Annotated in this window: 9 protein-coding genes and 1 pseudogene; 6 read left to right on the top strand and 4 right to left on the bottom strand. The window is 66.6% G+C overall.

The window, feature by feature from the left end:
• Positions 1-28 precede the first annotated feature (28 nt).
• The 3 genes from AC5Y49_RS13825 (at position 29) to AC5Y49_RS13815 (ending at position 1,986) form a co-directional block, all read left to right on the top strand.
• The gene (locus AC5Y49_RS13825) at positions 29-265 is read left to right on the top strand and encodes a hypothetical protein (protein WP_499887820.1); all 237 of its coding nucleotides are present in this window, start codon (positions 29-31) and stop codon (positions 263-265) included.
• A 102-nt stretch (positions 266-367) separates the two neighbouring features.
• Positions 368-1,051, top strand: a complete 684-nt coding sequence (locus tag AC5Y49_RS13820) for a TetR family transcriptional regulator (protein WP_499887818.1) — start codon at positions 368-370, stop codon at positions 1,049-1,051.
• Complete coding sequence (locus tag AC5Y49_RS13815; protein ID WP_499887816.1) at positions 1,048-1,986, top strand: R2-like ligand-binding oxidase; 939 nt, start codon at positions 1,048-1,050, stop codon at positions 1,984-1,986. Before AC5Y49_RS13820 ends, AC5Y49_RS13815 begins: the two co-directional genes overlap by 4 nt.
• Before the next feature lie 91 nt (positions 1,987-2,077).
• Here the strand turns inward: AC5Y49_RS13815 and AC5Y49_RS13810 are convergent, their stop codons facing one another.
• Positions 2,078-3,451, bottom strand: a complete 1,374-nt coding sequence (locus AC5Y49_RS13810; RefSeq protein ID WP_499887814.1) for an NADP-dependent succinic semialdehyde dehydrogenase — start codon at positions 3,449-3,451, stop codon at positions 2,078-2,080.
• A gap of 67 nt (positions 3,452-3,518) precedes the next feature.
• Between AC5Y49_RS13810 and AC5Y49_RS13805 the strand changes: the two genes are divergently transcribed.
• Together AC5Y49_RS13805 and AC5Y49_RS13800 are read left to right on the top strand one after the other, a co-directional pair.
• Positions 3,519-5,165 carry an acetolactate synthase large subunit gene (locus AC5Y49_RS13805; RefSeq protein WP_499887812.1) on the top strand — a complete coding sequence of 549 codons (1,647 nt, stop codon included), beginning with the start codon at positions 3,519-3,521 and terminating at the stop codon, positions 5,163-5,165.
• Between the two features lie 28 nt (positions 5,166-5,193).
• Positions 5,194-6,165 carry a hypothetical protein gene (locus AC5Y49_RS13800; RefSeq protein WP_499887811.1) on the top strand — a complete coding sequence of 324 codons (972 nt, stop codon included), beginning with the start codon at positions 5,194-5,196 and terminating at the stop codon, positions 6,163-6,165.
• A gap of 8 nt (positions 6,166-6,173) precedes the next feature.
• Here AC5Y49_RS13800 and AC5Y49_RS13795 read toward each other — a convergent pair.
• Positions 6,174-7,575 (bottom strand): annotated as a pseudogene (locus tag AC5Y49_RS13795) (sugar porter family MFS transporter).
• Positions 7,576-7,769: 194 nt separating this feature from the next.
• Here AC5Y49_RS13795 and AC5Y49_RS13790 point away from each other — a divergent pair.
• Entirely contained in the window at positions 7,770-8,267 is a 498-nt protein-coding gene (locus AC5Y49_RS13790) for a hypothetical protein (protein WP_499887809.1), read from the top strand.
• 10 nt (positions 8,268-8,277) lie between these two features.
• On the opposite strand, the gene AC5Y49_RS13785 is transcribed toward AC5Y49_RS13790, so the two are convergent.
• Positions 8,278-9,744 (bottom strand): lipase maturation factor family protein, encoded by a 1,467-nt coding sequence (locus tag AC5Y49_RS13785; protein WP_499887807.1) that lies wholly within the window; start codon positions 9,742-9,744, stop codon positions 8,278-8,280.
• A gap of 51 nt (positions 9,745-9,795) precedes the next feature.
• Entirely contained in the window at positions 9,796-14,016 is a 4,221-nt protein-coding gene (locus AC5Y49_RS13780; RefSeq protein WP_499888022.1) for an alpha-(1->3)-arabinofuranosyltransferase, read from the bottom strand.
• Between the last annotated feature and the right edge of the window lie 13 nt (positions 14,017-14,029).

The following is a 14,029-nucleotide window of genomic DNA, read 5'->3' as shown; positions in this document are numbered from 1 at the left end:
ATGCACGGACCAAGCTGAAGGAATTCAAGTGAAAGCTGTACGAATCGTGACGGGGTTAGCCGCGGCGATCGCCGCCGTATCGGTGGCAGCTCCGCCGGTTGACGCGGCCCCCGGCCAATGCAATTGGGCGCGGGTTGCGGAGCAGTGCGGTGCGGGAGACGTGCATTACTGCCCGGACACCGGCCAGTGGGGCAGCATCTATCAACCATGCCCGTCGATGATCGTCGGACCGTATTCGCCCGGTGGCCTGCAGCCGAATCAATAGACGGCCTGGCACGCGGCCCACTGGTCAGTAGTCACTCTTCCCCTTGAGGAGTGACGCGCCTCACAGTAAAGTGACCAGTGGTCATCGACGTGAGGAGGGCCAATGCCAACGGTGACGTGGGCCCGCGTCGACCCGGCTCGCCGGGCCGCGGTGATAGAAGCCGCCGAGGCCGAGTTCGGCGCGCACGGGTTCTCCCGCGGCAGCCTCAACGTCATCGCCCGGCGCGCCGGGGTCGCCAAAGGCAGCCTGTTCCAGTACTTCGCCGACAAGCGCGACCTCTATGCGTTCATCGCCGACGTCGGCAGCCAGCGAGTGCGTGCCTACATGGAGGACCGCATCCGTGAATTGAACGCCAGCAGACCGTTCTTCGACTTTCTCACTGATCTGCTCGACGACTGGGTCAGGTATTTCGCCGATCATCCCCGGGAGCGTTCGCTGCATGCTGCGGCGAGCTTGGAGGTTGACACCGACGCCCGCATCAGCGTGCGATCCGTGATCCACCGCCACTACTTGGAGGTGCTGAGGCCGCTAGTGCGCGATGCGCAGGCCCGTGGCGATCTGCGTCCCGATTCCGATACCGAGGCGTTGTTGTCGCTGCTGCTGCTGATCTTTCCGCACCTGGCGCTGGCCCCCTATGTGCGCGGGATGGATCCGATCCTCGGGCTCGACGAACCCACGCCCGAACAGCCCGCCCTGGCTGTGCGCCGGCTCGTTGCCGTGTTGGCGGCCGCATTCTCCGGGCTGCCGCAAGCCCACCGGAATGACCTGAAGGAGGTCAACTCATGACACGGACCCGCTACGGCTCGCTCGGTGCGGGCGGGCTCAACTGGAGCAGTCTGCCGCTCAAGCTTTTCGCCGGCGGCAACGCGAAGTTCTGGAACCCCGCCGATATCGACTTCTCCCGCGACCGTGCGGACTGGGAAGCGTTGACCGACCGAGAACGCGATCAAGCCACCCGGCTGTGCGCCCAATTCATTGCGGGCGAGGAAGCGGTCACTCAAGACATCCAGCCGTTCATGGCCGCAATGCGCAGCGAAGGCCGGTTGGGCGACGAGATGTACCTGACCCAGTTCGCGTTCGAAGAAGCCAAACACACCCAGGTGTTCCGCATGTGGCTCGACGCCGTCGGCATCGAAGACGACCTGCACAGTTTCCTCGACGAACTTCCGGCGTATGGGCAGATGTTCAACGACGAACTGCCCGCGTCGCTGGCCACGTTATCGAGCGATGCCTCACCGGCGGCCCAGGTGCGGGCCTCGGTGACGTACAACCACATCGTCGAGGGCATGTTGGCGCTGACCGGCTATCACGCTTGGCACAAGATCTGCGTGGAGCGTGGCATCTTGCCCGGCATGCAGGCGCTGGTCCGGCACATCGGCGACGACGAGCGACGCCACATGGCATGGGGCACCTTCACCTGCCGGCGCCACGTCGCCGCCGACGACGCCAACTGGACGGTGTTCGAAACACGGATGAACGAGCTCATGCCGCTGGCCCTACGGCTCACCGAAGAGGGTTTTGCGATCTACGGCGACGACGTGCCCTTCGGGCTGAATCCCGCCGAGTTCGTGGCCTACGCCAGCGACAAGGGGATGCGACGGTTCGGCACCATCAGCAGCGCCCGCGGCCGGCCCGTCGAAGAAATCGACCTGGACTACTCGCCGGTGGACCTGGAGGACAGCTTCGCCGACGAGGACAGGAAGGCGCTCGCGGCGGTCTAGCGACGCGAGCACCGTCGCCGAGATTGACGCCAGCGCGGAAAAACTCGCCGATTTGCGCTCTAACGTCGATCTCGGCGCGTGTAGGAGCTAACTATCCGACCCACACGGTTTTGGCGTTGCAGAATTCGCGGATGCCCATGCCCGCGAGTTCGCGCCCGTAGCCAGACCGCTTGACACCACCGAACGGCAGCTCGGGATAGGACACCGTCATCCCGTTGATGAAGACCTGGCCGGCTTCGATGTCGTCGATGAAACGCTGTTGCTCGGCCTCGTCGCTGGTCCACGCGTTGGACCCCAGCCCGAAGGTAGTGGCGTTGGCAATCTCGATCGCCTCATCGATATCCGCGGCGCGATACACCGACGCCACCGGCCCGAACACCTCCTCGGAGAAGAGCGGCATATCGCGGCTGATGTCGGTGATCACCGTCGGCGGGTAGAACCAACCGGGCCCGTCGACCCGCTTCCCGCCGCACCGGATCACTGCACCGGCGGCGGCCGCCTCGTCGACCAGCTTTTCGACGTCAGCGCGGCCGGACTCGGTGGCCAGCGGGCCGACGTCGGTGTCCGGGTCGGTCGGGTCACCCACTCGCAGCGCGGCCATCTTTTCGACGAACTTGTCCACGAACTCGTCGTAGATGTCGGCGTGCGCAATGAAGCGTTTCGCAGCGATGCAGGATTGGCCGTTGTTCTGCACCCGCGCGGTGACCGCGGTGCTGACCGCCGCGTCGAGATCGGCCGACGGCATCACGATGAACGGGTCGCTGCCGCCGAGTTCCAGCACCGTGGGCTTGATCTCGTCGCCGGCGATGGCGGCAACCGACTGGCCGGCCGGTTCGCTGCCGGTCAGGGTGGCCGCCGCAACCCGCGGGTCGCGCAGAATGTCTTCCACCGCGCTCGACGGGACCAGCAGCGTCTGGAAACAGCCGTCCGGGAACCCGCCGCGCGCGATCACGTCGGAGAGGTAGAGCGCGGTTTGCGGCACGTTGGACGCGTGCTTGAGGATGCCGACGTTGCCGGCCATCAACGCCGGCGCAGCGAACCGCACGGCCTGCCACAGCGGAAAGTTCCACGGCATCACGGCCAGCACCACCCCGAGCGGCTGATACCGGGTGTAAGCCTTGGCCGCTTTCACCGCCGCCGCATCGGCCGGCTCGTCGGCCAAAAGCCGCTCGGCATGCTCAGCGTAGAACCGAAAGCCCTTGGCGCACTTGAGCACTTCAGCCTTCGCCGACGACAGCGTCTTGCCCATCTCCAGGGTCATCATCGCCGCGACCTCGTCGGCCTCAGCCTCCAGTAAATCGGCAGTCGCATTCGTCCACTCGACGCGCTGTGCGTAGCTGGTGCGGCGGTAGTCGACAAAGCGGTCATGGGCACGGGCGATCGCGGCGTCGATCTCCTCGGCGGTGGCGGGCGTGAAGGTTTTGACTGTCTCTCCGGTGGCCGGGTTGATCGTGGCGATGGACACGCTGACTTCCTCTGCTGGCTGGTCTGGCGGAATGTTCACCATCCAGCCTGCCACTACAGTGGCGGCTGTGAGTACAGCCGCTGAGTTGATGGTGAAGTGCCTGGAAAACGAGGGTGTGTCGGTGGTCTTCGGGCTGCCCGGCGAGGAGAACATCCGGTTCGTCCGAGCTCTCGCCGGATCCGACATCCGCTATGTGCTCACCCGCCACGAGCAGGCGGCGGCATTCATGGCCGAGATGTACGGTCGGGTCACCGGCCGCGCGGCCGTGGTGTCGGCCACACTGGGGCCCGGTGCGATCAACATGCAACTCGGGGTGGCCGACGCCACCACCAACAGCACGCCTATGGTCGCGATTTCAGCCCAGGTCGGCCAAGACCGCCAGTACAAAGAGTCCCACCAGTACGTCGACCTGGTCTCGATGTTCACCCCGATCACCCGCTGGGCCGACAGCGTTCCCACCGCGCGCGCAATACCGGAGATGTTCCGCAAGGCGTTCAAGGTCGCCCAGACCGAGCGCCCGGCCGCCGTTTACCTGGCGGTGCCCGAACACATCGACGTCGACGAGACCGACTACGACTTGACGCCGCTGCCCCGCAACGTGGTGCGCGCCGATGCGCCGGCCGCCGGTCAAATCGAGCGCGCGGTCGAGATCCTGCGCACCGCGCGGCGGCCAGTGGTGCTGGCCGGCCACGGAGCTGCGCGCAATGACGCCACCGCGGCGCTGGTCCGGTTCTCCGACGAGCTGGCCATCCCGGTTGCCAACACTTTCCACGGCAAGGGTGTGATGCCCGATGACCATCCCAACGCCATCGGGACCATGGGTTTCATGGCCCATGACTACGTCAACTTCGGCTTCGACAACGCCGACGTCGTCATCGCGGTCGGCTACGAGCTGCAGGAGTTCGATCCCGTCCAGATCAACCCCAGCGCCGACAAGAAAATCATCCATGTGCATCGCTTCCCCGCCGAGGTCGACGTGCACTATTCGGTTGACGTCGGGATCATCGGGGACATCAGCGCGTCGGTGAACGCGCTGACCGACGCACTGGCGGGGCAGCGCTTCGCCACCGACGGCACCGCGCCGGGGTGCCACCTCCTGACGGAGGAATTCGCTCGCGGACAACAGGATTCGCGGTTTCCGCTGTCGCCGCAGCGGGTGGTCGCCGATACCCGTGCGGCGCTGGGCCGCAGCGACATCGTGCTGGTGGACACCGGCGCCACCAAGATGTGGATGGCCCGCCTGTACCCGACTTACCAACGGAATACCTGTCTGATCTCGAATGGGTTGTCGACCATGTCCTTTGCCTTGCCTGGCGCTCTCGGAGTCAAGCTGGCGCGGCCGGAGTCCAAGGTGCTGGCTGTCGTCGGGGACGGCGCCTTTTTGATGAACTCTCAGGAGATCGAGACCGCCGTGCGGGAGCGGATACCGCTGGTGGTGCTGATCTGGGACGACGGCGGCTACGGGCTCATCGAGTGGAAGATGGACCTCGAACTCGGCGACCACTACTACGTCAAGTTCGGCAATCCCGATGTGGTGAGTTACGCGGAAAGCTTCGGCGCAAAGGGTTATCGCATCAGCAGTGCCGACGAGTTGTTGCCGACGCTGAAAACCGCCCTCGACGACGACGGCGTGTCGCTGATCTCCTGCCCAGTCGATTACTCGGAGAATTTGCGATTGACCGACCGGCTCGGCCAATTGGATACCACGCTGTAACGGCGTGACTTAGCAGGGGACACACCAGATGCGCTTCAACCCGCCACCCAACTGGCCGCCGGTTCCGCCGGGCTGGGCGCCGGACAGCAACTGGGTCCCGGATCCGTCGTTGCCGCCACCGCCGCCCGGCTGGCCATTGTGGGTCGACGATGCGGCGCCGCAGTATCCGCCGCAGTTCGCTGTTGACTATCCAGCCCAATTCCCGCCCATGTACCCGCCGCAATGGCCGCCCCCGCCGGCAGCCAGGCCCAAAGCGCGCATTGTGCTCTGGGCGTCGGTGGCCGCGGTCGCTGTGGTGGCCATCGGGGTTGTTGCGGTAGTCGTTTTTGGCCCGGGCGGCGGAGCAACCTCCGCCGGCGGTGAGAAACCGTCCAAGAAGTCCGATATCACCCAACTGACCCAAGATCTTCTGCTCGGGAAATCGGCGTTTCCCGATCCCGGAGGTCCCGCTACCTGGCGCAGCGGACTCAGCGACACCGGGCCGAAGCGGTCCGGTCCGTCGGATCTGACGATCAACCCCCGGGAATGTGCGAACTTGTACGGCAACCCGCAATCAGCCACCCAAGCCGCGGCCGCGACGCTCGCCGGTGCAGGACCCAGCGGTATGCGCATGGTCGAAGTGCACCTGGCCATCACTGCGGACAAACTGAGTTTGAAGGATTTTCTGCAGAAATGCCGGACGTTTACGGCGTCGTTCGAGGCACCGGGGCACACCATCACTCTGGAGACCCAGGTCGACCCTCTTGACGCGTCGGGCGTGCCGCGCTGGGCGGTTGGCGCGGTGATGAAAAGCTCCACCGCGGCTACTGCCGGCATCCCCGGCACCATGACGATGGCGGCCGCCACCGTTTCAGGCTATTACCGTGGCGTATTCGTCGTCGCTGCCTACAACGCGCTCAATCCCCGGTCGACGGGCGGCGCCTCGATCGACCCCGATGCGGCGAGCAATGTGGTGAAGCTGTTCAACGCTCAGGTCGAAAAGCTGGAAGCCGCACCGTAATCGAGCGGTCACGCCGCGTCGACCGCACCGAGGGCAGGCAAGCTTTGGCCTCGGTTGGCCCAGAAATGCCGGATGTCCTCCAGTTGCCTGCCTTTGGTCTCGGGAGCAAACCGGTAAACGAAGACGAAGCTCAATTGCGCCAGGACGCCAAAGATAGCGAACGTGGCTGCGCCGCCGAGCGAAGTCAACAGTGTGAGGAAGACGGCGACGACTATCGCATTGGCCCCAAGATTCGCGGTGTGCATCGCCGCCGACCCAATCGACCGCAGCCGCGCCGGCAAACTCTCACCGGCATACACACATGCCAACGGGCCAAAGCCGACATTGAAGCCCAGCGTGAAAAGCAGCACGCCGAAAAACCCAACTACCGCAAGAGCGCCGCTAGAGCCGTCGCCCAGTGCGAAAAAGCCGATCAGCAGGAGGTTGGCAGCGATCATCATGCCGATTCCAGATAACAGAAGCGGCCGTCGGCCAACCCGGTCGACGAGCACCATCGAAACGAATACCGCAGCCAAGGCGAAGATTTGGACGAGCGCGGGCAAACCCAGCAGGGCGAAATTGCCGCGCATGCCCATCGCCTCGAAGAGACGCGGGCTGTACGAGACGATCGCGTTGATGCCAGTGATCTGAACCAGGAACCCGAGAGTGATGACGAAGACGGTCGCCCGTAAGTACGGTGCTCGCGACATCTCAATGAGCGCGCCGCTCTGCCTTCTCGTCGCCGAGTGCCCGGCCGATTCTGGCGAGACCAGCGGCGACGTCTGCATAAGGCTCCGCCTGCTGCAGGGCGCGCCGCGCCTCGGCAATGCGGCCCTTGACCAGGTACCACCGAGGGGTGTCGTTCACGTGCCGCAACAGCACCAACACCGACACGGCTGGAACGGCAGCCAACCCGAGCGCCCACCGCCAGCTTTGCGTACCAGCCAGCAGATAGGCGGCGAGATAGCCGACGACCATGCCGGTTACGTTGGCAGCCTGATATGCGACCAGCAAGGAACCCCGCACGCCGGCCGGCGTTGACTCGGCCACAAACACCGGAACCACCACATACGACGCTCCGATGGACAAGCCTGCCAACAGTCGCGCCGCGATGAGGACCGAAAACGAACCCGATACCGCACCGAGCACCGCAAAGCCGGCGTAGGTCGCGACCACTAGCATCAGCGACTTTCGCCGTCCAATCGCGTTGGCGAGGGCGCCGGCACCGATTGCTCCGGCCATGTCACCAACCGCCAGCGCTGTCGTCACCAATTCCTGGTGGCCTGCGGTCAAATGGAACTCATCGGTGATGAACAGCAACGCTCCGCCCACGCTGGAGACGTCATAGCCGGAAATCAGGCCGATACTCACCGCGGTGAGCCCTACCAGCAGGCTCGGCCGGGAAACTCCTAGCCCACTAGTCCCGCTCATTCGTGGGCCCGGGTCAGGTTGCGCCAGTGTGTCTGGTGAATTGCCGACTCCCTCCCAGCCCGCCCCGCGACGTCGCAGGCCACTAACTATTCGGAGTCCTGCCGCGCATGGTTGGGTGTTGGGTGTCGCGGTCCGCTGCCGGCGTCGACGGGCCGCGATGTAAACCTCGCGCGAGCACCAAGGAGCATTGCCAAATGCAGAGCAGAGCCCGTGCGCTGCGGATCGGGTGGGGGCTCTGGGTCGGCGCCGCGGCCGGCGCGGCGGGCACCACTGCGCTGAATATTCTCGGTTACCTCGATATGGCGTTGCGGGGTCGGCCCGCAAGCACGACGCCCGAAGAAACCGTAAAAGCATTGGTGCGGCTGCTGCACTGGACGATGCCCGGCGGCCTCGACACCCAACCGAACCGTATCGCCGGCGTCGGCGCTCTGATGGGTATCGCTGCTGGTATCGGCATCGGCGCGCTGCTCGGACTACTGCGCTCGCTCGGCTGGCGTCCCGGCAAAGTACTCACCACAGTCGTCGCCACCGCCGGTGCTCTGATCGGCACCAACGGACCGATGATCGCCCTCGGAGTGACCAACCCGCTTACCTGGGGTGCCGCCGGCTGGATTGCCGATGTCGTTCCGCACCTCGGTTACGGCCTCGTCACCGCGCTGGTCCTGTGCCAGCTGGACCCTCCGCGCCGCTGAACGCTAGTCGCTACTCCTCGCTCCGGGTGGCTTTGCGCGAAGGGAATGTCATCTCCTCCAACGCGATCGGCGGGACGTACTGTCCTTCCAGCGTGCGATGCCACCAGGCCCGCTCGTGGCGCAGTTCCTGCCATGTGGTGAAGCGGTATCGGTAGAGCTGGACGCGCACATACTGGGGTGGGCGCTCGGGGAAGGGATTGCGCCGCAGCAGCCGCAGCGTCGGTCGATCGTTTTGCAGCAGCCGCAGCAGAAATTCTCGCAGCCACGGATATGCGTAGTTCGGGGATATGGCAGCGAACCACATCAACCAATCCAACCGCAAATGGTAGGGCGCCCATTGCCGTGGCAGGCTGCGAACTGCGCCCGGCTTGCCTTTGAATTCGTACTCTTCCCATACCGTTTCATCGGTGATCGTGGAGTCGCTAGTGCCCTCGATCACCACCTCCCGGCGGGTTCGTCCGACGCTGCCGAACGCGCCGTAGGTATTGATCAAATGAAAGGGGTTGAACGACATGTTCATCCGCTGACGTCGCGAGATCATGTTGCGTATCGGCCAGTAGCTCAAAAGCAATGTGGCTCCCGCGAATATGATCACCAGCGCCGCGAACCAGATCGGTGGTTCGGCCAAGGCGGGCGGCTGCGGAACCGGCAGCACCGCAGCCGCCGATGACGTGTCGATCGCGCTGCAGCCCAACAGGATCGTCAACCAGTTGAGCCAGGCGAAGTTTCCGGAGGCCACCAGCCACAGCTGGGTGATGACGATAATCGCTGCTGCCACACTGGCTATCGGCTGCGGCGCGAACAATCCGAACGGCACGACGAGTTGCGCGAAATGGTTGCCGGCCACCTCAACTCGGTGCAACGGCTTGGGCAGGTGGTGAAAGAACCAGCTGAGCGGGCCGGGCATCGGCTGCGTCTCGTGGTGGTAGTACAGGCAGGTCAGGTCGCGCCAGCACCGGTCGCCGCGCAGTTTGATCAGCCCGGCCCCGAACTCGAGCCGGAACAGCAGCAGGCGCGCCAGCCACATCGTCAGCACTGGCGGCGCAATATCGTCGTTGCCGAGAAAGATCGCCAGAAAGCCGGTTTCGAGCAGCAACGACTCCCAGCCGAACGAGTACCAGGTCTGCCCGACGTTGACGATCGACAGGTAGAGAACCCACAGCAGCAGCCACATCAGCATGGCCGCCCACAGCGGCACCAGGCCGGCTAGTCCGGCGGCGATTGCAGCCGACAGCGCGGCGCCGAACCAGGCAACCGCGGCGAAGAACCGATCGGAATAGTGGATGTGGAAAATGCTTGGCACCCGCCGGAACGACACGGCAGCCAGATACCGGGGCACCGGCAGCATCCCGTCTTCCCCGATCAGCGCCCGGGACTGTTGCGCGGCGGCGACGAACGCCAGCAGGTAGACAATGGCAATCCCGCGCTCCAGCACCAGCCGGCCCAACCAGTATTCAGGTGCGCTGAACCATCCCATCCCCGCTGCCTCTCGGACGGTGGATGCTTATTGTCCCGCTTACCCCGCCAGTCAGCGGCGAAACGGCTCGCGTCGCAGCGCAACCACCGAGGCCGCCAGCACTGCCAGCGAAACCAGCGCCAACAGTTGCACGCCCGCGGAATGTCCGGCATAACCGTCGACCGAACGCCACGGATGCCGGGACAGCATGGCACCGGCCAGAATCAAACCGCCGGCACTCGCGTTGATGGTGACCGCATCCCGCCACCGGTGTCGATCGCGCAGCGCCCACTGCAGTCCCAGCGCGGCGGCGAACACCGCGATCCCCGCCGGACCCGCGACCAGCCCGCCGGCCCCCAGCAGCGCCACCGCCGCCGACGGCCCGGGAGCCCACGGACGGGCAGGCGGATCGCGGCGGCCCGGGTTGCGGCGGGCCGGCCACGCAACCAGCAAAACCAGCAGCGGCAGCAACGCCAATCCGCCACCCAGCCCGGCGCGGTAGGCCGAGTTCGGCGCAAAGGTCAGCGTCAGAGTGCCCGACGTCCCCGCCGGCACTATCCAGCCCTGCTGCCACCCGTTGACGGCCACCGGATCCAGCAGCGCCCCGGCAGCGGTGTGCGCCCGCCAACCGCGATTGATGCTTTCCGGCACAACAAGCACCCGCGAGACCGCCGCCTCAGGCGCCCGTACTTCGCGGTGCGCCGCGCGCCACATTCCAGTGACGGCGGGAATCGTTGTCGCGCTGGCTAATTGGTCAGCGAGGGGACCCGATAGCTGAACGCCGTCGACGCTGAACTGCTCACCGGGACTGATCAGCAGCTCCTGCTGACCGGCCGGTAGCGCGATCGGCTGGCGCTCGCACGGCTGGGCGGCCACCGGCTCGCCGTCCAGCAGCGCACCCACTGTGGTGGTGATCGTGGTGTGCACAAAGCGGCCGGCGATCGCGACGATCGGGCCGCGGCTGCAGTCGACGGTGACCTCGCGCGAGCGGTTGCGGGCGGCGTCAGCGGCCGCCACCGGATTGCCGTCGGCGCCGATCACCGTAATCTCGGCCAGGCCCGGTGGTTTTAGTTGATCAAATCCCAGCGCAGTGCGGTCGATGACGTCGTCCCAGTCGAGCAGGCTGACGATGACGCTGTCGGTCAGCCGCGGTTTCAGCGCGACGAGCTGCGCTCCGCCGTCGGCGTCCGCGTTCAGTTCCCGGATCTGTGGGCCGTCGCCGAGATCCACGGCGACCAGGGTTGGATGCGTGGGCACGGCCGACCGTCCGGCGGTGAGCCGCAATCCGGTCACCTCAGCTGGCCGGGGCAGCGTCAATGTCAGCGTCGGCGGCGTCTTGTGCTGCACAACCCGTTGCGGCGCCGTCCACGCGGTGGCCGGATCACCGTCGGTGACCGCATATGCCGAGCCGGAGACATCGAGGAGATCGGAGTCGCCGCGGGCGCGGGTGGTGTGCGGTTCGGCGATCAGATCGGCCAGTTTGGGGCCCTGCCGGGACCGCACCCACACCGCGGGAGTGACCGACACCTGCTGCGGCACGCTCAACGTGCGGCTCAGGGTGGTTGGCACTTCCGGGGCCAACGCCATCGACGCCGCGCAGCGCATGTCCTGCGGACCTTCGGCGCAGCCGGGCCGGCCCAGCAGCTCCGACCCCAGATCCCAACGGGCCACCGCTGAGCCCGGCGGCGGGCCGGGCACTCGCACGGTATGCCGTAGGTCGATCGGGTGGGCGAAGCCGTTGGCGTCGTACTGGGTGATGGACAGATCGGTGATGCCGAACTGCACACCGCCGGACCCGTCGTCGGTGCCGATCGCGGTGACGCGCACCCACGGGGTTTCGCCGTAGGGCAGCGCCGCGGTGAGCGGCTTACCGGCTTCGTCGAACCGCAACGTGGTCGTGCCGTTGACGGTTTCGATCTGGATCCGGCGGACCTGGGCGCCGACCGCAGTCGGGCTGGGCGTCAAGGTGATCACGCTGTTGGTCACCGGATGGTCGAAATCCACCTGCAGCCATTGGCCGACCGCCGACTGCAGTCCGTTGGACACCCATGCCGTCCCCGGGTCGCCGTCGACTGCGGCGGCCGGAGAGGTCGCCGGCGCGACGTCGGGCAAGGCGGTGGCATCCGACGAGGAGCTCGATGCGGTGAGCCGACCGGCTGTCCAGCCGCCGTAGACAGTTTCCGCGCCCGGCGTGGGGTAGTCCGGCACCCGGTTGTGGGTGTGCCGGGCGTCGCCAACGGCCCGGATCGCCGACGAGTGATCATCGACCCGGCCGTAGTCGGTCTCCCGGGCAGCCGGAGTGTCGGTGACGGTGACCCCTTGCCCAGCGGGTATCGGCAGCCTTGCACGCTGGGCGTCGGCGGTCATCAGCACCGGTCCCAGTGCCGGCCGCCCCAGGAGGCGACGGCGTTCATCGAGGCGCAACAGCACCTCGGGGCCGCCGTCGACCCGGGTCAACTGGTCGGTGTCGGCGAAGTAGGGAGCAGCCGGGTCGCCCTCGCCGGACGCGACCCGGTAGATCTCCACGGCGGGATACCGCGGCCGCAGGCCGCTGTCGCTGATGAACCCCGACACCGGCCCGGGGCCGATCGGCGCGCCGAACTGGGCCACCTTCTGCAGCCGCGGCGAACCCGCGATAGCCCGGTGCACCAGGATCGGCCGGGCCGAGCGTGACGTGTCCGGATCGAGGTCGTTGCGCAGCACCACATAGGAAATACCTTGGCGGGCCAGGGTATCGGCGAGACCGGCCGACGGGCGGCCGGCCGCGATCAGCCGTTGTACCGAGTCCAGCGCGCGGATGGTTTGCGGTGGGGTCAGCGGAATCGAGTCCCGCACCCCCCACGGGCTGTCGCCGAGCACCTGCAGCGGCTCGTCGTGGCTGGTGCCCCACACCTGAGTGGCGAACGGGGCACCTGGGACCACCAACACGCGCCCCGGCGTCGGCGTACCCGTGTTGTGCTCGGTCAGCCAGTCGGCGGCGTCGTGCCAATACTGAGGTATCGCGCGGAATGCGCCGGGCGGAGTCATCCGACCGGTCCAGGCCAGCGAGGTGGCGACCATCAGCGCGGTCAACACCACGATCCCGGTTGCCATGCGTTTGTCGCGTTCGGGGTGGGCTAGCGCGCGAACCCACGCCGGCGCCGGTGTGCTGCCCGGGAGTGGCACCCGACCCAGCAGCTGGGCCAAACCCAGCACCAGCGGGATCCGGATCAGCGACTCCAGCTTGTGCACGTTGCGCAGCGGCGCCCCGCCGGCATCCAAGAAGGCCTGCACTTGGTGCGCCACCGGCGAGCCGAGCCCGCCGGAGTAGCCGACGGCGATCAGGGTCACCCCAACCAGCAGCATCGTCACCAGCCGCCCGCGTACCGGCATGCCGCGCATGGCGAGGCCGGCCAGACCCGCCGCGGCAACCAGGCAGGTGGCCAGGATCATCACCGACCCGGTGACCAGCGGAGCACCCGCGGTGGCGTCGGGCGCCACGAACGGCGTCCAGCTGTCGGTGCCGCGCAGTACCTCCACCAGCGACGACCATCGCGTGGTGACACCGGAGGATTCGATGAAATCCAAGAACGGCGGACTGATCCGGGCCATCAGAATCAATGCCACCATCCACCACGACATCGCCAGGATCAGCGCCAGCAGCCACCACGCGGTGTAGCGCCACCACAACCGGTTGGGCCGATGACATGCCCACCAGATCACCGCCGGCAAGCAGCCAGCCAGCGTCGCGATGGCGTTGACTGCCCCCATCAACGCCACCGCCAGCCCGGCCTGCCCGGCCAGTCTGCGCACGGACCGGCCTGCATCGCCGCGCAGCGCCAGGATGGTGGGCAGTAGCACCCACGGCGCCAACATGATCGGCAGCATTTCCGAGGAGATCGACCCGAGCGTGGTCAGCACCCGCGGCGACAGCGCAAACGCCGCCGCGGCGATCACCCGCGACGCCGGGCTTCCGATGCCCAGCGCCTCGGCCACCCGCAGCAGTCCCCAGAAGCCGACGGTGAGCAGTAGCGCCCACCACAGCCGCTGAGTCACCCAACCGGGCAGCCCCAGCAGGTGGCCGGCCAGGAAAAACGTGCCGTGCGGAAAGAGGTAGCCGTAGGCCTGATTCTGTGCCTGTCCGAACGGCAGTTCGCTGTTCCACAGGTTGGTTGCCCGCACCAGGAACCGCAGCGGGTTGGCGGTGAGGTCGAGCTTGGTGTCGGGGGAGATCTGCCCGGGCGACTGGGCGAAGGTCAATGTCAGCGCCAGCGCCGCGACCAACCACAGCCACCGCCGCGACAGGCCCACCACCGTCAAAGACGCC

Source organism: Mycobacterium sp. NGS62, assembly GCF_059812285.1.
Note: the sequence above shows the minus strand (reverse complement) of the source record. Positions and strands in the feature narration are given on the sequence as shown.

Coding starts and splice junctions, on each gene's coding strand:
- AC5Y49_RS13820 (WP_499887818.1), top strand. CDS start 368: ATGCCAACGGTGACGTGGGCCCGCGTCGACCCGGCTCGCCGGGCCGCG.
- AC5Y49_RS13815 (WP_499887816.1), top strand. CDS start 1,048: ATGACACGGACCCGCTACGGCTCGCTCGGTGCGGGCGGGCTCAACTGG.
- AC5Y49_RS13800 (WP_499887811.1), top strand. CDS start 5,194: ATGCGCTTCAACCCGCCACCCAACTGGCCGCCGGTTCCGCCGGGCTGG.
- AC5Y49_RS13790 (WP_499887809.1), top strand. CDS start 7,770: ATGCAGAGCAGAGCCCGTGCGCTGCGGATCGGGTGGGGGCTCTGGGTC.
- AC5Y49_RS13785 (WP_499887807.1), bottom strand. CDS start 9,744: ATGGGATGGTTCAGCGCACCTGAATACTGGTTGGGCCGGCTGGTGCTG.